We start from the raw sequence: 18,065 nt of genomic DNA, 5'->3' as shown, positions 1-18,065 counted from the left end.
GGGCGAACCCGCGCATAGTGAACCCCGCCGGGGTCCGGGGCTCCGCCCCGGTCATTCGTCGTCAGTCGCCCAGGCCCTCCGACGCGCGCTTCTCGCGCAGCTCCTTGATCGCGCGGCGCCGTGCCAGCCGGTGCGTGCGCCGGATCTGCGCCTCCTGATAGCGCCGCTGGTCCCGCTCGGTCTCGGGGATCACCGCCGGTACGGGACGCGGCTTGCCGTCCCCGTCGACCGCGGCGAAGACGAGATAGGCGCTGCCGACCTGTGCGGCGGGGGTCGACTCGTTCCAGCGCTCGGCAAGCACCCGTACGCCGACCTCCATCGAGGACCGCCCGGTCCAGTTGACCTGGGCCTTCACATGAACCAGATCCCCGACGCGCACCGGCTCCAGAAAGACCATCTCGTCCATGGAGGCCGTGACCGCGGGCCCGCCCGAGTGGCGGCCCGCGACCGCGCCCGCCGCGTCGTCCACCAGCTTCATGATCACGCCGCCGTGCACCGTGCCGAGAAGGTTGGTGTCACTGCCGGTCATGATGTGACTCAAGGTGGTACGGGACGCCGAGGTGGGCTTACCCGGAATCTCTGATTCCGGGCGCTGGGCCAGATCTGTCATGCCCCCCACCATATGTCGGGCCGCATTGCATCAGCTTGGCAACAGCCCTGGCCCTATTTCCCACCCCCCCTGTGAGGCGGCAGCCCCGGCCTGCACACTGGTCCGCATGAACGATTGGCCCGATGGATACGGACGCGGCAGCCAGGGCTCCCAGCCCGAAGGCGCTCGCGTGATGCGCCATGTGCAGCGACGACCGGTCCCGCAGCAGCAGTCGCAGGGGTACGACGACGGTTACGACACCCCCTACGACAGCGGCTACAACACGGGCCAGGTCTACGGAGGCCAGGGCGGAGGCAACGGTGGCGGCGGCAACGGCGGACCCCCGCAGAGCTACCCGCCGCACACCGGCCCCGACTGGCGCCGACGGCTCAAGATCGGTTCGCTGACGCTGGTCGTCCTGCTGCTCGCGGTGTCCATAGGCACGTACTTCTGGGCCGACTCCAAGCTCAAGCGCGAGGTCGACCTCTCGAAGGTCATCGAGCGCCCGGGCGGGGGCGAGGGCACGAATTATCTGATCGTGGGCTCCGACAGCCGTGAGGGCATGTCGGACGAGGAGAAGAAGAAGCTCCACACGGGCTCGGCCGAGGGCAAGCGGACCGACTCGATGATGATCCTGCACGACGGCTCCAACGGCCCGACGCTGGTCTCGCTGCCGCGCGACTCGGACGTGGAGATCCCCTCGTTCAAGGGCTCCCAGTCCGGCAAGCTCTTCCCTGCGAAGGGCCGCCACACCAAGCTGAACGCGGCCTACGCGGAGGACGGCCCCGAACTGCTCGTCCGCACCGTTGAGCACAACACCGGCCTGCACATCGACCACTACGTCGAGATCGGCTTCGCGGGCTTCGCGAACATCGTGGACGCGATCGGCGGCGTCGAGATCGACATCCCGAAGGCCTTCAAGGACAAGAACTCGGGCGCGGACTTCCAGGCGGGCAAGCAGACGCTGGACGGCGAGCAGTCGCTGGCGTTCGTACGGACGCGGTACGCCTTCGCGAACAGCGACCTGGACCGTACGAAGAACCAGCAGAAGTTCCTCGCGGCCCTGGCCAGCCAGACGGCGACGCCGGGCACGATCCTCAACCCGTTCAAGTTCTATCCGACGGTGGGCGCGGGCCTGGACACGCTGATCGTGGACAAGGACATGTCCCTGTGGTCGCTGGGCCAGATGTTCTTCGCGATGAAGGGCGTCACGGGCGGCGAGGGCAAGTCGATGAACATGCCGATCTCGGGCAGCACGGGCGGCAACCTGGTCTGGGACAAGGCCAAGGTGAAGCAGCTCGTCGAGCAGCTGAAGAACGACGAGAAGGTCACGGTCACCTCGGACCGCTGACGCACCGGGCAGCGCGCCCGGCCGAAGGCTCCGGACCTCACTGGTCCGGAGCCTTTGTCGTGCCTCATCCGGCCGGCGGCGCTGAGATCGCGCACCCGAGGGGCCGGCCCTAGGCTGACGAGCACAGCGATCAAGGAACGAGGGGCGCGCGCATGGTTGAGGAGACCAAGTACTGGGCCTCGGGGAGCTGGCATGTGGCCGAGGGCAAGGCCGAGGAGTTCATCGAGCGATGGACCGGGTTTCTGACCTGGACCAGGGAAGCGAACGAGGGCTTCGTGTCGGCTCGGCTCATCCATGATCTGAATGACCCGGATCACTTCGTCTCGTTTGCAGCGTGGCGGGACGTCGACTCCCTCAACGCGTGGAAGAACAAGCCCGAGTTCGCCGAACACTTCGGAGGCTGCCGGGCCCTCTGCTCGCAGATGCATGCCGGCAACTACGAGTCGGCCGTGGTGATCTGAGGGCGAGGAGCCGGCGGGCCCTTCCCTGTCCGCCGTCACTCACCAACGGAGGGACAGCCGACCCTCTGACGAGGACCAGATCAGCTTCTTCTGACAGCACTGCGCCCCGATACCCGGATCAACCGGGCTCGGGGCGCGCTTCTCGGGGGTCAGCGCTCGGACGCGTACGCCACGAAGTCCGTCCACGCGCCGGGCGTGAAGCCAAGCTGCGGGCCGGGAACGCTCTTCGAGTCCCGAACGTGGACGGCGTCGACGGCCGTGGCGATCTCGACGCACTCCGGGCCGTCGGCAGTGCTGTAGCTGCTCTTGACCCACGTCAGCCCGGAAGGGGCTCCAGCGGGGGGGCTTGACACTCATGTCTCTCCCAACAGTTTCTCGATGAAGGTCCGCGACAGCCGAGGCGTCAGCGCCTGCGCCCTGATCAGGCCGTAACGCATCTCAAGGATCTGGACCTCCTTGGGCTCGGAGATCAGCCGACTGGTGAGCTGCACCTTGTTGTGCGCCACAGTCGTGCCGTCGTTCAGCTAAGCACCTGGTGCGAACCACCGAGACCCGCGTGCTCCTCGGTCTCCGTCGGCATCACCTGAATCTCGACATGCCTCAACGCACTGAGTTCAAGCAGACGTTCGAGCTGCCGCCGCCACCGCCGCCCGCGCGCCCACGCCCTCCGCTCCCCCAGCCGCAGACCCACGACCTGGAGCGCCACCGCGCGGCCACCGACCTCCTCGCCGGCCTGCGCCGCGACGAGCCCCGGCTTCTCCTGGGCGGGCACGACGTCCGCCGCCTGACCCCCGCCGTCGCCGCCTGGCTCGAACGGGACGCCCACCCCGACGCCGTACGCCGAGCGCTCACCACCGACCTGCCCGACCACCTGAAACAGCCCGCAGGCTTCCTCGCTCACCGGCTCACCGCGCTCCTCCCGCCCCCGCTACCCGCCGCACCCACGCCTGCGAGACCCCGCGACCCGCTCCAGAACTGCGACCGGTGCGACCACGCCTTCCGCGGCCCGGAACCAGGCCGGTGTCGCGACTGCAGAACCGACCTCGCCGAGGCCGCCTAGCATGAAGGGGACGACCCCTGCCGGGTACGGACGACGAGGAGCGAGCACCATGACCATCGCCCCGGACGACGCGCAGCACGACGCCCGCCAGTACCAGGTCATGCGCGAGTTCGTGTCGTCGATGGACGACACCCTTCCCGGCAAGTTCGAGATCACCAAGGAAGGGATCGTCCACGACATGATGTCGCCCGCCCGACCGCACGAACTCACCGTGCTGCGGGTACGCAAGCGCCTCGAAAAGGTCCTGCCGGACGAACTGGTGGCCCATACCGGCACCCCGGACGTGGAGCACCCGCCCGAGGGCATCATGCGGCACCCCGAAGTGATGGTGATCGCCGAGTCCGACATGGAGGGCGAGGGTTCCTTCGATCCCCGCACGCTCCTCGCTGCCATCGAGGTCGTCTCACGGTCGAACCCGGACAACGACTGGGTGGGCAAGATGCGGGACTACCCCCTCCTCGGCGTCCCGGTCTACGCGGTCTTCGATCCGCGCACCGGCTCGGGAGCGGTGCTCTGCGACATCCACTCCACCCCGGCGGGTCCTCGCTACGCCACACGCAAGGAGTTCGTGTACGGCGAGGACGTCACCATCGGCGACTGGACCATCCCGACCGGGGACCTCCCCCGGTACGCATAGCCCGTCGCCCGGCGCCGGGACCGTCGGCGTACGGACCTCACTCGTCCAGCGACGAGCCCCACGCGTTCAATACCGCCCGGTGACGCCTGTCCACGCTTCGCTCAGCCAACCCTCGGAGACCCATCCGGAAGATCCTCGGCTCCTGCGCATTTCACAATGTCCTGAGCCGTGACTCGCGATACCTCCGCCGCCAGCGTCGCAAATTTCGCACGAGTGTCCGCATTGCCCCCATTGGGAGATCGCAAATATTCGACATCGACGAGCAGAATGGCTGCCTTGTCTGTTGGCCCCGGGCAGTCGATGATCAGCCCTGCACCTTGCGGTCCCGCGTACCCACTTGCTTTGCCGAGACGGATGGGAGAGAAGCCGGATTGGTTGGCGGTCTGCTCGTTCTTGGCCCGCCACTCCTTTGCGATTCCAAGGCCGCTGTCGCCGAGATGGTTATAGCGAATACTGACCCCCTGGCCACCGGCGTAGAGTCGACATTCTGGAATGGTGCCGCGCTCGGGTGTCTCAAAATCGGCACCCACTGACTCTTTGAAGGCGGCACCCTTCTTGGGTAGTAGGTCCGCGATGATGGGGCCGGGGAGCTTCCCCTTGCATACGCGCCCTGGAATGGCGACCGAGGGTTCCGTCGAGGGCCAGAATTTCCAGAGAGCCAATCCTCCACATACAAGAACTACCAAAGCGACGAAGATTCCCCAAGTCTTCAGCCTTCTCGCTTTTGGGAACTTACTCGCTGCCATCAGCCCGTCCCTGCTTCTCGCTGTCGACCCAGGCCATAATTTTCTCGGGCTTGGTTGCTGGCAGAATTAGCCAAATCTTCCGCATACGTCGGGTCGACTCCCGCCTGGATCGCCGCTGTGTACGTCTCGTCGTGAATTGCACTCGCTGAGCTCGCTCGTTGCTGTTCCAGGAACTCGTCTCTCTCCACTGTTGCCGCAGAGCTGGAGTCGCGGGTGTAATGCTCGACGACCGATTCCTGGATGTCTTCGACAACCCAGCCGACCGCGTCGCCGGCGATGGGGATTTTCCCCACCCCCATGCCGATGGCGCGGCCTGCCCACTTGTCTGCGGTTGCGACGCCCTCATTGAACTTCGCGTCGTCTGCAATCTTGTCGTCGTAAACGGCCTGAGTTCGAGACTCGGCCATGATCCCGGCGATCTCAGCACCAGGGGCGACTTGATTGTTCACGGCAACGGCCAGTTCCGGATGGCGACTCCGGTCCGCGATGGTCTCATTGATGAGATCAGTGCTGACAGCCTGCTGCGCGGTTACGATGACGCCATAGGCGTCGGGGTCCTTGCCCACTGCTCCCAGGAAGTTCTTCAGGTCGGCAGAGCCGAGAGAGTCAGGGTTTTTGGGATCGTAGGCCAGATTCGCGTTGCTGCCGTGCGTGGCGATTGAGCCGTCGCTCAACCCGTCCTGAACATCCCGCATATATTCCGCCGTGATGTTGCCGAGGCTGTCGCTCATCGGGAGCTTGTCGACGAGACCAGGGTCGCTGCCGAACTTGTCGATGATGTCGTGAACGAGCTGAGCACTCTCGGCCGAGTGAGGCGGCGCCTGACCATCGCTGCCATAGGGGAGGCCAATGGTCGCAGACTCCAGGGCGTGCCCGAGTGCGTCAGGCAGGTAATCCGTCGCGGCCTTGGGGAACGCAGCCGGGTTGTGATTCTGGGGGGGATTGAGATCACCTGGGAATCCCGCGTAGTCCTTGTCGGTGAAGTAGTCCAGGTAATTGGTGCTCTTACCGAGGTCCGGAGCTCCGGCCTTAACTGTCCCGTCGTCGTTGTAAGCCGTCGGGTCCGAGGTGAAGAACTCCTTCGATGCCTCTGGGCTGTGGCCGAGGGCCTCCAGGACGCTCACCACCGGGTCGTAGCCGGCGCCATCCTTCCCTGACGGGTTGTACAAGTTCTCGCCGTATACGCCCTTGGCGTCGGCGAACATTGCTGGATCCTTTTTCTGCATTTGCGTTACGTGCTCGGCAATAGGGTTGAGGAACTCCGGGTCGTAGTTCCCGTACCGCAAGATACCGCCGAGCAATTGGTATCCGTACGGAGGCGAGTTGGTGCCTGGGGCGAGTGCCTCGAGTTGGATCTTTTGGGTGCCCAGCCTGCGGAACTCCGCTCCCCAATCCTTGAGGTAACCGGGGTTGCCATCCGGGTTGGTTGCAGTTGCCAGAGTGAGGCCCATGTTGCGCTGGAGGTCCTGCGTCAAGCCCAGGCGTGTCTTGTCGCCCACATGGTGTTCAGCGCTGTCGATTGACATGTGACCGAAGAACTCCAGAGCTTGCTTCGGCCCTCCCAACCCCTTGTAGAACGCATCCGCGAACTCGGGATCCTTGGTGTTGTACTTCATGATGCTGTTGAACTCGGCGTACTGCTTGTCGGTCATCTTCGGGCCGAGCTTGGCCAGTTCCAGTGCCCGGGCCGTCTCGGCATCGTCCAGCGATTCGTAGTTGTCCGCACTGAAGTCGTTGAGGCCGTGGCTGTTGGTTCTGCCGAGCGCGCGGGTCATGGAGGCATCGATCTCCATGGCGTGAGACACATAACCGGCTACGCGGTCGGCCAGTGCCTGGGCGCTGTCGCGCTGCTCCTGCGTGTGCTCGTCACTGTCACCCCGCACATGAGGGAAGAACCAGCGCACCGCACCGCCGCCGATGTCCTCGATCCTGACGCCCATGTTGGGAGCGTCCACCTCGATCGCGGTCTTCATGCTCTTCTGGATCGCGAGAAGTTCATGCGCGTCTTCGAGGAGCTGCCAGATGCTGTGCGCCTCAGCGTGGGCGTCGGTGAATTCCTTCGCTGTCTTCTTGACGAAGGCCCGAGTCACGCCCGCGTTGTCCCCGGCCCAGCGGGCTGATTCCGATTTCGCCACCATGCCGGAACTGGCGCTCTTGGCCAGTTTTTCCAGATTGTCGACGGTCTTCTTCCAGTCCGAAACGGCTGCACCAAGCTTGCCGAGGTCGACCTGGGCCACATCCGTAAATGTGAGGCTGTCCACCGCTGCCCCCTCAGGTGAAGTACTTGTTGAGCTCTGACGCGGGCACGGCGGAGCCGTCACGGTTGTGGAGCGAAATCGCGACTTGAGCATCGTCCTTGGCGTGCAACGCCTTGGAATAGTCGAGGTGGTTGGAGATGTGGGCGCACGCCTGCAGCAGCGATTTCAACTGGGTGTCCCACACCGACACTGTTGTCTCCAGAGCGAAGCCAAAGGTGAAGTTGTGATTCTTGAGCTCGCCGGCGGCCTGCATGGTTGATCCGGCGCCCTGCTTGTCCATTCCTGCGCCGGCGATGTCCGCCTGCTTGCCGAGGAGATCATGCAGGATAAAGGCTTCGTGACCGACGGCACCCAAATCATCCTGATTTGCCACGAAATCGGGTTGTCCGCCGCCGCCTCCACCAGGGTCCGCCGGCAGTTGATTGAGCCGCATCTGAGTGGTGTGTCTGTCGGCTGCCTCGGACTTGAGCTGCTCCCATTCGTCCCATGCCATGGATGGATACCTTCCCCGTTGTCCCATCGCCCCTATGCATCCGCTCAGGGGACGGCAAAGTCCCGTCTCAACGTACCAACTGAGTCGTACGGCCACTCGTGTTCGCGTGCGCATCACATCAGCACTTCAAAACCATCAACCCTGTCTGCGCCAAAGGCTCGCTCCGCCTTCGCAGGATGCACACGCGCGGACGACCCCACAGAACGAACAAAGGTGGCCTGAGCAAGGTCACAACAAAGGCCCCCGGCGTCATGCCGGGGGCCGTCGTGTTTGTGCAGCTCAGAGGCGTTTCAGTACCCAGGATTTCGCCACAGGGGCTCTGACCTGCAAAAAACCCTGCTACGGCAGGTTGCGGGCCATGACGATCCGCTGGACCTGGTTCGTGCCCTCGTAGATCTGGGTGATCTTGGCGTCGCGCATCATGCGCTCGACCGGGTAGTCGCGCGTGTAGCCGTAGCCGCCGAGCAGCTGGACCGCGTCGGTCGTGACCTCCATCGCGACGTCGGAGGCGAAGCACTTGGCCGCGGCGCCGAAGAAGGTCAGGTCCCCGTCGCCGCGCTCCGACTTGGCGGCCGCGGAGTAGGTGAGCTGGCGGGCGGCCTCGAGCTTCATGGCCATGTCGGCGAGCATGAACTGCACGCCCTGGAAGTCCGCGATCGGCTTGCCGAACTGCTTGCGCTCCTGGACGTACCCCTTGGCGTAGTCCAGCGCGCCCTGGGCGATGCCGAGAGCCTGGGCCGCGATCGTGATGCGGGTGTGGTCCAGGGTCTTCATCGCGGTGGCGAAGCCGGTGCCCTCCGCGCCGATCATGCGGTCCGCGGGGATACGGACGTTGTCGAGGTAGACCTCGCGGGTCGGGGAGCCCTTGATGCCGAGCTTCTTCTCCGGGGCGCCGAAGGAGACGCCCTCGTCGGACTTCTCGACGACGAAGGCCGAGATGCCCTTGGAGCGCTTCTCCAGGTCGGTGACGGCCATCACCGTGTAGTACTCGGAGACGCCGGCGTTGGTGATCCAGCGCTTCACACCGTTGAGCACCCAGAAGTCGCCGTCGCGGACGGCCTTCGTCTTCATGCCCGCCGCGTCGGAGCCCGCGTCCGGCTCGGAGAGGCAGTACGAGAACATCCCGTCGCCGTTGGCGAGCGGGCCCAGGTACTTCTTCTTCAGGTCCTCGGAGCCGGAAAGGATCACCGGCAGCGAGCCGAGCTTGTTCACGGCCGGGATAAGAGAGGAGGAGGCACAGACGCGCGCGACCTCTTCGATGACGATCACGGTCGCGAGGGCGTCGGCACCGGCGCCGCCATACTCCTCCGGGACGTGGACGGCGTGCAGGTCGGCGGAGACGAGCGCGTCCAGCGCCTCCTGCGGGAAGCGGGCCTCTTCGTCGACCTCCGCCGCGAACGGAGCGATCTTCGCCTCGGCGAGCGAGCGGATGGCGTCACGGAGCATGTCGTGCTCTTCGGACGGGCGGTACAGGTCGAAATCAGCCGATCCGGCCACTGTCTCTCACTCCCCAGGGAACGCTAACTACCGTTAAGTAACCTAATTTTAAAGGTCCAGGAGCCCCAAGGCATACGTGACCTTGGCGACAGCGGTAAAGGGCTCTGCTCGGCGGGCTCGCGACCCCGGTGGGGGGCGCGGCTATGCTCGGGCAGGCATTCCCAGCCCGCGATTCACTGGAGCACCGCATGGCCCTCAAGATCACCGTGATCGGCACCGGATATCTCGGCGCCACCCACGCCGCGGCCATGGCTGAACTGGGCTTCGAGGTCCTCGGACTCGATGTCGTGCCCGAGAAGATCGAGATGCTCTCCGCGGGCAAGGTCCCCATGTACGAGCCGGGGCTGGAGGAGCTGCTTGCCAGGCATGTCGCCGGGATCGAGGGATCGAGCGGGCGGCTGCGCTTCACGACCTCCTGGGAGGAGATCGGGGAGTTCGGCGACGTCCACTTCGTCTGCGTGAACACCCCGCAGAAGCACGGGGAGTACGCCTGCGACATGTCGTACGTCGACCGCGCCTTCGCCTCGCTCGCGCCGCAGCTGAAGCGGCCCGCCCTGGTCGTCGGCAAGTCGACCGTCCCGGTCGGCAGCGCGGCCCGGCTGGCGGCTCTGCTCACCGAACTGGCCCCGGTGGGCGCGGACGCCGAGCTGGCGTGGAACCCCGAGTTCCTGCGCGAGGGCTTCGCCGTCCAGGACACGCTGCACCCCGACCGGATCGTGGTGGGTGTGGAGAGCGAGCGGGCGGAGAAGCTGCTGCGGGAGGTGTACGCGACGCCGGTCGGCGAGGGCTCGCCGTTCGTGGTGACGGACTTCCCGACCGCCGAGCTGGTGAAGACCTCCGCGAATTCGTTCCTCGCGACGAAGATTTCCTTCATCAACGCGATGGCCGAGGTGTGCGAGGCCGCCGACGGCGATGTCGTGAAGCTCGCCGAGGCCATCGGATACGACGAGCGCATCGGCTCCAAATTCCTGCGCGCGGGCATCGGCTTCGGCGGTGGCTGTCTGCCGAAGGACATCCGCGCGTTCATGGCCCGCGCCGGTGAGCTGGGCGCCGACCAGGCGCTGACCTTCCTGCGCGAGGTCGACTCGATCAACATGCGGCGCCGCGGCCACATGGTGGAGCTTGCGCGGGAGGCCGTGGGCGGCGGATCGTTCCTGGGCAAGCGGGTGGCCGTGCTCGGGGCGACGTTCAAGCCCGACTCGGACGATGTGCGGGACTCGCCCGCGCTGAATGTCGCCGGGCAGATCCATCTGCAGGGCGGTCAGGTCACGGTGTACGACCCCAAGGGCATGGACAACGCGCGCCGGCTGTTCCCGACCCTCGGGTACGCGGACACGGCGCTGGAGACGGTCCGGGGGGCGGATGTGGTGCTGCACCTGACGGAGTGGCGCGAGTTCCGCGAACTGGACCCGGCGGCGCTGGGCCAGGTCACGACGAGCCGGATCGTCCTGGACGGGCGGAATGCGCTGGACCCGGTGAAGTGGCGCGAGGCGGGCTGGACGTATCGGGCGATGGGCCGGCCGCGGGCGTAGGGCTCGGCCGGGGGGCTATTCCCCTACCCGCCCCTTCCCGAACTGTGGGCAAGCCCCCAGTCCCCGCGCTCGGGCGTCGGGCACGAACAGGGGCTCCGCCCCGGACCCCGTATGCGACCTTCGGCCGCATGTCCTCAAACGCCGGACGGGCTGGACATTCCGCCCGTCCGGATCTTCAGGGCCGCCCGGGCAAATCCAGCGCCGCCGGCGGGCTGATGTTCAGCCCCGGGAAGAGGCCTTGCCCCTGGCCCGGTACGTGCGCATCTTGGCGCGGGCGCCGCAGACCGACATCGAGCACCAGCGGCGTCGGCCGCCCGGGCTGCGGTCGTAATACGCCCATCGGCAGTCCTCAGCCTCGCACGCCTTCAGCCGCGCCCATGTCCCGTCGGCGGACGCCGCGGCGAGCGCCTCGGCGATGCGGGAGACGAGCGCGTCCGGGTCCGCCGGGCGGAGTGCGGCGGTGCCGTCGTCCGCGACGGTGACGTACAGCGGCGCCCCGGCCAGCAGTTCGTCGAGCGCGGCGGGCGAACGGTCCGACCGGTGGCCCGCGTGCGCGAGGCACGCGGCGCGCAGGGCCTCACGCAGTTCGCGCGCGGGCGGCACGTCCTGTTCGGCGAGACCGAAGACGGCGCGGCCGTCCTCCGTGTCGAGGGAGTCGGTGCCGGTCTCGACATCGAGCGTGTTCACCAAGGCCTCGACCAGAGCGAGGCCTCCGGGCGCGGTTTCCCTCTCATTCATGGTTGCGACGTTACCTCCGATGCGGGAGCATGAAGTAACCGTTACCGGTTGAGCCATTTCAACGGTAACTCTGACCCGAGGAGGAGTCATGCCCATCGCCACCCTGGGGACCGTCGTGCTGGACTGTCCCGACCCCGTCGCACTCGGCCGTTTCTACGCAGGCGTGCTCGGCGGTGAGATCGAGGACGACGGCGACGGCTGGGTGTCCCTCGGGGGAGCCGCCGGAACGCCGCTGTCGTTCCAGGTCTCGCCCGGTTTCGTACCACCGAAGTGGCCCGCGCCGGACGCCTCGCAGCAGTTCCATCTGGACCTGACGGTGGACGATCTGGACGCGGCGGAGAAGGACGTACTGGCGCTGGGCGCGACGGCGCTGGACGTGGATGACCGGACACGCTCGTATCGCGTGTATGCCGACCCGGCCGGGCACCCGTTCTGCCTCTGCGCCTGCTGAGCGCACGCGTGGCTCAGCCGTCCTGCGGTGTCGGTCTCGCCGTCGACGGGGGCCGGCGCGCCTGGATCGCGCGGGAGACGAATTCCGCGTCCCTGAGCACCCTCGATACGTTCGTCCAGGTCAGGGCGTCGATATCGGGCTCCGGCCAGTCACGGTCCAGGAGTTCGGCGATCAGGCGCGGGAAGCAGGACACATCCGCCAGGCCGGGGGCGTGCGGGGAGCCCGTGTCGTAGGCGCCGGTCAGGGCCACCGACTGCGGGCCCGCCGTCTCGCGGACGTGGTCGAGGCGGTCCGCCGTCTCGCGGATCGAGGCGCCCGTGCAGGCGACCATGCACACACCGCAGTTGGCGCGCAGCTGGCGCAGCACGTCGTCCGGGACCGGCTCCGGGTGGTGCGAGATGACGACCGGGGCCTTGGCCACGACGAGAGTGCGGCGCATCGTTTCCAGCGTGCATCCGGAGAGGTCGACGAGGACGCCCAGGCGGTTCATCTCACGGACGACCTCCTGGCCGAAGGGGGTCAGTCCGGTGCGCTGTGTCCAGCGGGTGCCCGCGAGGGTGACGCTGCGGACGCCGAGGGCGTGATACGCGCGCAGTGTGGCGAGCGAATCGCCGAGGGCCGGGCCCGCCACCGGGCCGAGCAGGGCGGCTATGCGGCCGCAGTTGCGTGCGTCGGCCAGGTCGCCGGCGCTCACGGCCAGGCGCAGGCCCTCGGGGCACTCGGCCACCAGGGCGCGGACCAGGTCGAGTTGTTCCAGCGTCGCCGTCACCGCACGGTCCCCCGTGGGCTCGCCGCGCACCTGCAGGGACCAGAACTGCGCGCCCACCCCGCCGTCCCGCAGCCGCGGGATGTCCGTCTCCAGCATGCGCTCGCCGTCCTCGATGTCGTACGAGGGGATCTCCCGCAGCGCCAGGCCGAGCCCGCTGCAGCCGTCGGCTATCGGGTGCGCGGCGAGGAGTTCGCGTGCGCGCTCCAGGCTTCCGGCGGCCGGGCTTGTGGCGGGCGGGTCGGCGGGCTCGGTGGGCGGCTCTCTGCGCGGCGGCGCCACATCGTCGAGGTTGCCGACGGCTATGGACTCGGCCGGGGGGTCGTCCTGCAGATCTGCCATGGGTGCTCCGAGCGTCGACGGCGGTGCCGTGGATCAACCGTGGCACGGGAGCGGCGAGGCTTCACGGCAGGTGGTGCGTTCGGGGGTACGGGCCGCATCCGGGGCGTGTCCCGCATACGGCCCGTACCCCCGTCGGCCCGCCTCAGCCGTCGAGCTGCTCGATCGTCGCGTTCGAGGGACCGCGCTCCGCCTGGAGGCCGCGGGCGACATCCTCCGCCGCGCGCAGCGTGCGCACCGCGTTCTGCCAGGTCAGCTTGGCGAGGTCCGAGGCGGACCAGCCGCGGCCGAGCAGCTCCGCTATCAGGTTCGGATAGCCCGCGACATCCTCGAGACCGGCCGGCGTGAAGGCCGTCCCGTCGAAGTCGCCGCCGATGCCGATGTGGTCGACGCCGGCCACCTCGCGCATGTGGTCCAGGTGGTCGGCGACGGTCGCGACGGTCGCCATCGGCCGCGGGTTCGCCGCCTCGAACGCGGCGTGGACCTTCATCGCCCCAGGCGTGGTGTCCAAGGGGTGCAGGCCGTGCGCCTCCATGTTCTCGTCGGCGGCACGGGTCCAGTCGACCGCCGCGGGCAGGATGAACTTGGGCACGAACGTGGCCATCGCGACGCCGCCGTTCGCGGGCAGCCGCTCCAGCACGTCGTCGGGGATGTTGCGGACGTGGTCGCAGATCGCCCGGGCCGATGAGTGCGAGAAGACGACGGGTGCGACCGAGGTGCCGAGCGCGTCGCGCATCGTCGAGGGGGCGACGTGCGAGAGGTCGACGAGCATGCCGATGCGGTTCATCTCCCGCACGACCTCGTGGCCGAAGGCCGACAGGCCGCCGACGCCGACCTCGTCGGTCGCCGAGTCCGCCCACGCGATGTTGTCGTTGTGGGTCAGGGTCATGTAGCGCACGCCCAGGGCGTACAACGCCCGCAGCGTGGCCAGGGAGTTGTTGATGGAGTGGCCGCCCTCGGCGCCCATGAGGGAGGCGATACGGCCCTCGCCGCGCACCTTCTCGATGTCGTCCGCGCTCAGCGCGGCGGCGAGGTCCGCCGGATAGCGCTCGAGCAGCTGGCGCACCCCGTCGATCTGCTCCAGGGTCGCGCTGACCGCGTCGTCGCCGGCCATGTCGCTGCGTACGTAGACGGACCAGAACTGCGCGCCGACGCCGCCCTTGCGCAGTCGCGGGATGTCGGTGTGCAGCTCGCCGGTCCGGTCACCGGCGATGTCCATGCGGTTCAGGTCGTAGCGGACGTGCTGGCGCAGCGCCCAGGGCAGGTCGTTGTGGCCGTCGACGACCGGGTGGGACGCGAGCAGCTCGCGCGCCTGGCTCAGGTGGTCCGTGGGGGATTCCATTCGCTGTTACTTCCCGAAGCCGAAGGAATCCGCACCTGCGACCTTGGTGCGCAGCCGCTTGCCCTTCTCGGTCGCCTGGTCGTTCAGCTCCTGCTGGAACTCCCGCATACGGGCGAGGAGTTCATCGTCGTGCGTGGCCAGGATCCGGGCGGCGAGCAGGCCGGCGTTACGGGCACCGGCGACCGAGACCGTGGCGACGGGCACACCCGCGGGCATCTGCACGATCGACAGCAGCGAGTCCATGCCGTCGAGGTACTTCAGCGGTACGGGGACGCCGATCACCGGGAGCGGGGTGACGGAGGCGAGCATGCCCGGAAGGTGGGCCGCTCCCCCGGCGCCCGCGATGATCGCCTTGAGGCCGCGGTCGGCGGCCTGCTCTCCGTACGCGATCATTTCGCGCGGCATCCGGTGCGCGGAGACGACGTCGACCTCGTACTCGATCTCGAACTCGTCCAGGGCCTGCGCGGCGGCCTCCATGACGGGCCAGTCGGAGTCGGACCCCATGACAATGCCAACGACAGGGCTCATTCGTTGATCGTTCCTCTGAGATAGCCGGCTGCGTGACGGGCGCGCTCCAGCGCGTCGTCCAGATTGTCGCCGTAGGTGTTGACGTGACCCACCTTGCGGCCGGGCTTGACGTCCTTGCCATACATATGGATCTTCAGCTGCGGATCGCGGGCCATGCAGTGCAGATACGCCTGGTACATGTCCGGGTAGTCGCCGCCGAGGACGTTGGCCATCACGGTCCACCTGGCCCGCGGGCGCGGGTCGCCCAGCGGCAGGTCGAGCACCGCGCGGACATGGTTGGCGAACTGCGAGGTGATCGCGCCGTCCTGGGTCCAGTGGCCGGAGTTGTGCGGGCGCATCGCGAGCTCGTTGACCAGGATGCGGCCGTCGGTCGTCTCGAACAGCTCGACCGCGAGATGGCCGACGACGCCGAGCGCGTCGGCGATCCGCAGGGCGAGCTCCTGTGCCTGGCCCGCCAGCTCCGGGTCCAGGCCGGGCGCGGGTGCGATCACCGTGTCGCAGACGCCGTCGACCTGCCGGGACTCGACCACGGGATAGGCGACGGCCTGGCCGTGCGGGGAGCGGACGATGTTCGCCGCCAGCTCGCGGGTGAAGTCGACCTTCTCCTCGGCGAGGACGGGGACGCCCGCCTTGAAAGGGGCCTCGGCGTCGGCCTGCGTACGCACGAACCAGACGCCCTTGCCGTCGTAGCCGCCCCGCACGGTCTTGAGGATGACGGGGAAGCCGTCGCCCTCCTCGGCGAAGGCCGTCACATCGGCGGGGTCGGTGACGATGCGGTGGCGCGGGCAGGGCGCGCCGAGCTCGTCGAGCTTCGCGCGCATCACGCCCTTGTCCTGCGCGTGCACCAGGGCGTCGGGCCCCGGGCGGACGGGGATGCCGTCCGCCTCCAGGGCGCGCAGGTGCTCGATCGGGACATGCTCATGATCGAACGTGAGCACGTCGCACTCCCGCGCGAACTCACGCAGCGTGTCCAGGTCGCGATAGTCGCCGATGACGACATCGCTGACCACCTGGGCCGCGGAGTCCTGCGGGGTGTCACTGAGAAGCTTGAATCTGATGCCGAGGGGGATGCCCGCCTCGTGGGTCATACGGGCGAGCTGGCCGCCGCCGACCATGCCGACTACCGGGAACGTCACCCTCTTAGGGTATCCGCCGCCCCGGCGGACCCTGCCGCCCGCGGCGTCCGGCCGGGGTCGGGCTTGTCACAGCCTCGCCACATGGTTACGTACGTCCCCGGGCGGGGGCGAGAGCGGGTGGTTAGCATGGCTGCGTTGACGCTGCCGAAACGATGGGGCTGGACTCTCACTATGAGTGAACGAGGCAGTGCGCTGCGCGGGCAGCTCGATCAGCTCTCCCGCGAAGTCGCCAAGTTCGGAGCGGTGGGCGGTGCGGGGCTGCTCGTCAACCTCGCCGTCTTCAACCTCGTACGCCACACCACCGGGATCCCCGTGGTGCGGGCGTCGATTCTGGCGACCGTCGTCGCGATCGCCTTCAACTACGTGGGCTTTCGCTACTTCACCTACCGGGACCGCGACAAGAGCGGGCGCACCAAGGAGCTCACGCTCTTTCTGCTGTTCAGCGTGGTCGGCCTGGTGGTCGAGAACGGCATCTTGTACGCGGCGACGTACGGCTTCGACTGGGACAGCCCGCTGCAGAGCAACATCTTCAAGTTCCTCGGCATCGGCCTCGCGACGCTGTTCCGCTTCTGGTCCTACCGCACCTGGGTCTTCCGGGCGCTGCCCGCACGCGAGGCCGTGCACACGGCGGAATCGTTCCTGGGGCAGCGGCGGCCGGAGCCGGACCGCGTCGGGCGCTGAGCGTCGGGCTCTGAGCGTCCTGGGCTGAGCGTCCTGGGCTGAGCGTCCGAATATCGGGCTCTGAGCCGTCCGCTTCAGCGGACCGTGGGCGGGTCGTTCTTGCGGCTGCGCGCCACCCGGCTCAGGAACAGCGCGAAGACCGGCGGATGCTGCTGGAGCAGCTCCAGCCGGCCACCGTCCGCCTCCGCCAGATCGCGCGCCACGGCCAGTCCGATGCCGGTGGAATTGCGGCCGCTGATGGTCCGCTCGAAGATCCGCGCGCCGAGGTCGGCCGGGACGCCCGGGCCCTCGTCGGTCACCTCGACCACGGCCTGGTTTCCGGTGACACGGGTACGTAGCGCGACCGTTCCGCCGCCGTGCATGAGTGAGTTCTCGATCAGTGCGGCGAGCACCTGGGCGACCGCGCCCGGGGTGCCGACGGCCCGCATGCCCTGCTTTCCCGAGCACACGATGGCGCGGCCCGCACTGCGGTAGGCCGGGCGCCACTCCTCCAGCTGCTGCTTGACCACCTCGTCGAGGTCGAAGACGACGGCGGAGCCGGTGCGGGGGTCGCGGGAGTTCGTGAGCAGCCGGTCCACGACGTCGGTGAGCCGCTCCACCTGCGCGAGCGCGATGCTCGCCTCCTCCTTCACCGTGTCCGGGTCGTCGGTGAGGGTGATCTCCTCCAGCCGCATGGAGAGCGCGGTCAGGGGCGTACGGAGCTGATGCGAGGCGTCCGCGGCGAGCCGGCGCTCGGCGGTGAGCATGCGCGCGATGCGCTCGGCACTGGAGTCGAGGACGTCCGCGACGCGGTCGAGCTCGGGGACGCCGTAGCGCTTGTGCCGGGGGCGCGGGTCGCCGGAGCCGAGGCGCTCGGCGGTCTCGGCGAGATCGGTGAGCGGGGAGCCGAGGCGGTTCGCCTGGCGTACGGCGAGCAGCACGGCGGCGACGACGGCGAGCAGCGCGACCCCGGCGATGATCAACAGCGTCCGCCCGACCTCGCGCGTCACGGACGAGCGGGACTCCTCGACGGTGACGCTCTCCTTGCGCTCACCGTGCGCGACCCCACGGATGACGCTGCCGGTGGGGCGCTTGCCGATCTCGATCGGCTCGCGGCCGGGGATCGTGATGACGGCGTACCGCTTGGCGCCGCTCTGCTCGGCGAGGATGTCGGGGTTGACGGGCTCACCGCCGATGAGCCGGCTGTCGACGATGCTGATGAGGCGGAGGGCCTCGGAGTCGACGCTTTCCTGGGCGCTGCTGGAGATGGTGCGGGTCTCGACGAGGACGAGGGAGACACCGAAGACGGCGATGACGACGAGGACGACGGCGAGGGTTGAGGTGATGAGTCGTCGTCGCATGATCGCCTCCGGCGGGGTCCGTTCGGTCGGTGCGGGTCGGCTTTGTGCGGGTCGCGGGGTGCGGGTCTGCGTCCTGCTCGGGCTCCGGGTCCCCTACGGGCTCGACTCCTCGCGGTCGCG

Annotated in this window: 19 protein-coding genes and 1 pseudogene; 7 read left to right on the top strand and 13 right to left on the bottom strand. The window is 68.0% G+C overall.

Annotated elements, in window-relative coordinates:
• Positions 1-61: 61 nt before the first annotated feature.
• Positions 62-610 carry an acyl-CoA thioesterase gene (locus OG905_RS24615; protein WP_328677162.1) on the bottom strand — a complete coding sequence of 183 codons (549 nt, stop codon included), beginning with the start codon at positions 608-610 and terminating at the stop codon, positions 62-64.
• A 106-nt stretch (positions 611-716) separates the two neighbouring features.
• Here OG905_RS24615 and OG905_RS24610 point away from each other — a divergent pair, with 106 nt between their 5' ends.
• Together OG905_RS24610 and OG905_RS24605 are read left to right on the top strand one after the other, a co-directional pair.
• Positions 717-1,940 carry an LCP family protein gene (locus tag OG905_RS24610; RefSeq protein ID WP_328677160.1) on the top strand — a complete coding sequence of 408 codons (1,224 nt, stop codon included), beginning with the start codon at positions 717-719 and terminating at the stop codon, positions 1,938-1,940.
• Positions 1,941-2,092: 152 nt separating this feature from the next.
• Positions 2,093-2,401, top strand: a complete 309-nt coding sequence (locus OG905_RS24605; protein ID WP_328677158.1) for an antibiotic biosynthesis monooxygenase family protein — start codon at positions 2,093-2,095, stop codon at positions 2,399-2,401.
• Positions 2,402-2,550: 149 nt separating this feature from the next.
• Here the strand turns inward: OG905_RS24605 and OG905_RS24600 are convergent, their stop codons facing one another.
• Both OG905_RS24600 and OG905_RS24595 read right to left on the bottom strand, forming a co-directional pair.
• The gene (locus OG905_RS24600) at positions 2,551-2,754 is read right to left on the bottom strand and encodes a DUF397 domain-containing protein (protein ID WP_328677156.1); all 204 of its coding nucleotides are present in this window, start codon (positions 2,752-2,754) and stop codon (positions 2,551-2,553) included.
• A pseudogene (locus OG905_RS24595) lies at positions 2,755-3,041 on the bottom strand (Scr1 family TA system antitoxin-like transcriptional regulator); the annotation flags it as partial.
• Here OG905_RS24595 and OG905_RS24590 point away from each other — a divergent pair.
• Together OG905_RS24590 and OG905_RS24585 are read left to right on the top strand one after the other, a co-directional pair.
• The gene (locus tag OG905_RS24590) at positions 2,997-3,461 is read left to right on the top strand and encodes a hypothetical protein (protein ID WP_443044117.1); all 465 of its coding nucleotides are present in this window, start codon (positions 2,997-2,999) and stop codon (positions 3,459-3,461) included. The pseudogene OG905_RS24595 and the gene OG905_RS24590 overlap by 45 nt on opposite strands.
• A gap of 49 nt (positions 3,462-3,510) precedes the next feature.
• A complete protein-coding gene (locus tag OG905_RS24585) occupies positions 3,511-4,098 on the top strand; it encodes a Uma2 family endonuclease (RefSeq protein ID WP_328677154.1) in 588 nt (195 codons plus the stop codon).
• A gap of 101 nt (positions 4,099-4,199) precedes the next feature.
• On the opposite strand, the gene OG905_RS24580 is transcribed toward OG905_RS24585, so the two are convergent.
• From OG905_RS24580 to OG905_RS24565, 4 genes are all read right to left on the bottom strand, one after another.
• The gene (locus OG905_RS24580) at positions 4,200-4,844 is read right to left on the bottom strand and encodes a hypothetical protein (RefSeq protein WP_328677152.1); all 645 of its coding nucleotides are present in this window, start codon (positions 4,842-4,844) and stop codon (positions 4,200-4,202) included.
• Positions 4,844-7,105, bottom strand: coding sequence for a hypothetical protein (locus tag OG905_RS24575; RefSeq protein WP_328677151.1), 2,262 nt, complete (start codon positions 7,103-7,105; stop codon positions 4,844-4,846). The genes OG905_RS24580 and OG905_RS24575 overlap by 1 nt, the downstream gene beginning before the upstream one ends.
• A gap of 10 nt (positions 7,106-7,115) precedes the next feature.
• Positions 7,116-7,595 (bottom strand): hypothetical protein, encoded by a 480-nt coding sequence (locus OG905_RS24570; protein ID WP_328677150.1) that lies wholly within the window; start codon positions 7,593-7,595, stop codon positions 7,116-7,118.
• A gap of 339 nt (positions 7,596-7,934) precedes the next feature.
• A complete protein-coding gene (locus OG905_RS24565) occupies positions 7,935-9,092 on the bottom strand; it encodes an acyl-CoA dehydrogenase family protein (protein WP_328677149.1) in 1,158 nt (385 codons plus the stop codon).
• Positions 9,093-9,280: 188 nt separating this feature from the next.
• Between OG905_RS24565 and OG905_RS24560 the strand changes: the two genes are divergently transcribed.
• A complete protein-coding gene (locus OG905_RS24560) occupies positions 9,281-10,624 on the top strand; it encodes a UDP-glucose dehydrogenase family protein (RefSeq protein ID WP_328677147.1) in 1,344 nt (447 codons plus the stop codon).
• A 219-nt stretch (positions 10,625-10,843) separates the two neighbouring features.
• Here OG905_RS24560 and OG905_RS24555 read toward each other — a convergent pair whose 3' ends face one another.
• Positions 10,844-11,362 (bottom strand): CGNR zinc finger domain-containing protein, encoded by a 519-nt coding sequence (locus OG905_RS24555; protein ID WP_328677145.1) that lies wholly within the window; start codon positions 11,360-11,362, stop codon positions 10,844-10,846.
• A gap of 88 nt (positions 11,363-11,450) precedes the next feature.
• Here OG905_RS24555 and OG905_RS24550 point away from each other — a divergent pair, with 88 nt between their 5' ends.
• Positions 11,451-11,813 carry a VOC family protein gene (locus tag OG905_RS24550; RefSeq protein WP_328677143.1) on the top strand — a complete coding sequence of 121 codons (363 nt, stop codon included), beginning with the start codon at positions 11,451-11,453 and terminating at the stop codon, positions 11,811-11,813.
• Positions 11,814-11,826: 13 nt separating this feature from the next.
• Here the strand turns inward: OG905_RS24550 and OG905_RS24545 are convergent, their stop codons facing one another.
• The 4 genes from OG905_RS24545 to OG905_RS24530 all read right to left on the bottom strand — a co-directional run bounded on the left by OG905_RS24545 (position 11,827) and on the right by OG905_RS24530 (position 15,903).
• Entirely contained in the window at positions 11,827-12,921 is a 1,095-nt protein-coding gene (locus OG905_RS24545; RefSeq protein ID WP_328677141.1) for a membrane dipeptidase, read from the bottom strand.
• Between the two features lie 142 nt (positions 12,922-13,063).
• Positions 13,064-14,260 carry a dipeptidase gene (locus OG905_RS24540; RefSeq protein ID WP_328677140.1) on the bottom strand — a complete coding sequence of 399 codons (1,197 nt, stop codon included), beginning with the start codon at positions 14,258-14,260 and terminating at the stop codon, positions 13,064-13,066.
• A gap of 6 nt (positions 14,261-14,266) precedes the next feature.
• Positions 14,267-14,788: a 5-(carboxyamino)imidazole ribonucleotide mutase gene (gene purE / locus OG905_RS24535; RefSeq protein WP_266475849.1), complete on the bottom strand. Its 522-nt coding sequence runs from the start codon at positions 14,786-14,788 to the stop codon at positions 14,267-14,269.
• Positions 14,785-15,903 carry a 5-(carboxyamino)imidazole ribonucleotide synthase gene (locus tag OG905_RS24530; protein WP_328682571.1) on the bottom strand — a complete coding sequence of 373 codons (1,119 nt, stop codon included), beginning with the start codon at positions 15,901-15,903 and terminating at the stop codon, positions 14,785-14,787. The genes purE and OG905_RS24530 overlap by 4 nt, the downstream gene beginning before the upstream one ends.
• 192 nt (positions 15,904-16,095) lie before the next feature.
• Here OG905_RS24530 and OG905_RS24525 point away from each other — a divergent pair, with 192 nt between their 5' ends.
• Positions 16,096-16,605, top strand: coding sequence for a GtrA family protein (locus tag OG905_RS24525; RefSeq protein ID WP_328677136.1), 510 nt, complete (start codon positions 16,096-16,098; stop codon positions 16,603-16,605).
• Between the two features lie 74 nt (positions 16,606-16,679).
• Here OG905_RS24525 and OG905_RS24520 read toward each other — a convergent pair whose 3' ends face one another.
• Positions 16,680-17,945, bottom strand: coding sequence for an ATP-binding protein (locus tag OG905_RS24520; protein ID WP_328677134.1), 1,266 nt, complete (start codon positions 17,943-17,945; stop codon positions 16,680-16,682).
• Between the last annotated feature and the right edge of the window lie 120 nt (positions 17,946-18,065).

This window comes from Streptomyces sp. NBC_00322 (assembly GCF_036147535.1).
Classification (GTDB): Bacteria; Actinomycetota; Actinomycetes; order Streptomycetales; family Streptomycetaceae; genus Streptomyces.
This window is presented reverse-complemented; position numbering and strand designations above follow the sequence as displayed.

Excerpts from the sequence above, each read along its gene's own strand:
- OG905_RS24615 (WP_328677162.1), bottom strand. The coding sequence starts at position 610 with ATGACAGATCTGGCCCAGCGCCCGGAATCAGAGATTCCGGGTAAGCCC.
- OG905_RS24610 (WP_328677160.1), top strand. The coding sequence starts at position 717 with ATGAACGATTGGCCCGATGGATACGGACGCGGCAGCCAGGGCTCCCAG.
- OG905_RS24605 (WP_328677158.1), top strand. The coding sequence starts at position 2,093 with ATGGTTGAGGAGACCAAGTACTGGGCCTCGGGGAGCTGGCATGTGGCC.
- OG905_RS24590 (WP_443044117.1), top strand. The coding sequence starts at position 2,997 with ATGCCTCAACGCACTGAGTTCAAGCAGACGTTCGAGCTGCCGCCGCCA.
- OG905_RS24585 (WP_328677154.1), top strand. The coding sequence starts at position 3,511 with ATGACCATCGCCCCGGACGACGCGCAGCACGACGCCCGCCAGTACCAG.
- OG905_RS24580 (WP_328677152.1), bottom strand. The coding sequence starts at position 4,844 with ATGGCAGCGAGTAAGTTCCCAAAAGCGAGAAGGCTGAAGACTTGGGGA.
- OG905_RS24570 (WP_328677150.1), bottom strand. The coding sequence starts at position 7,595 with ATGGCATGGGACGAATGGGAGCAGCTCAAGTCCGAGGCAGCCGACAGA.
- OG905_RS24560 (WP_328677147.1), top strand. The coding sequence starts at position 9,281 with ATGGCCCTCAAGATCACCGTGATCGGCACCGGATATCTCGGCGCCACC.
- OG905_RS24555 (WP_328677145.1), bottom strand. The coding sequence starts at position 11,362 with ATGAATGAGAGGGAAACCGCGCCCGGAGGCCTCGCTCTGGTCGAGGCC.
- OG905_RS24550 (WP_328677143.1), top strand. The coding sequence starts at position 11,451 with ATGCCCATCGCCACCCTGGGGACCGTCGTGCTGGACTGTCCCGACCCC.
- OG905_RS24545 (WP_328677141.1), bottom strand. The coding sequence starts at position 12,921 with ATGGCAGATCTGCAGGACGACCCCCCGGCCGAGTCCATAGCCGTCGGC.
- OG905_RS24540 (WP_328677140.1), bottom strand. The coding sequence starts at position 14,260 with ATGGAATCCCCCACGGACCACCTGAGCCAGGCGCGCGAGCTGCTCGCG.
- purE (WP_266475849.1), bottom strand. The coding sequence starts at position 14,788 with ATGAGCCCTGTCGTTGGCATTGTCATGGGGTCCGACTCCGACTGGCCC.
- OG905_RS24530 (WP_328682571.1), bottom strand. The coding sequence starts at position 15,903 with ATGGTCGGCGGCGGCCAGCTCGCCCGTATGACCCACGAGGCGGGCATC.
- OG905_RS24525 (WP_328677136.1), top strand. The coding sequence starts at position 16,096 with ATGAGTGAACGAGGCAGTGCGCTGCGCGGGCAGCTCGATCAGCTCTCC.
- OG905_RS24520 (WP_328677134.1), bottom strand. The coding sequence starts at position 17,945 with ATGCGACGACGACTCATCACCTCAACCCTCGCCGTCGTCCTCGTCGTC.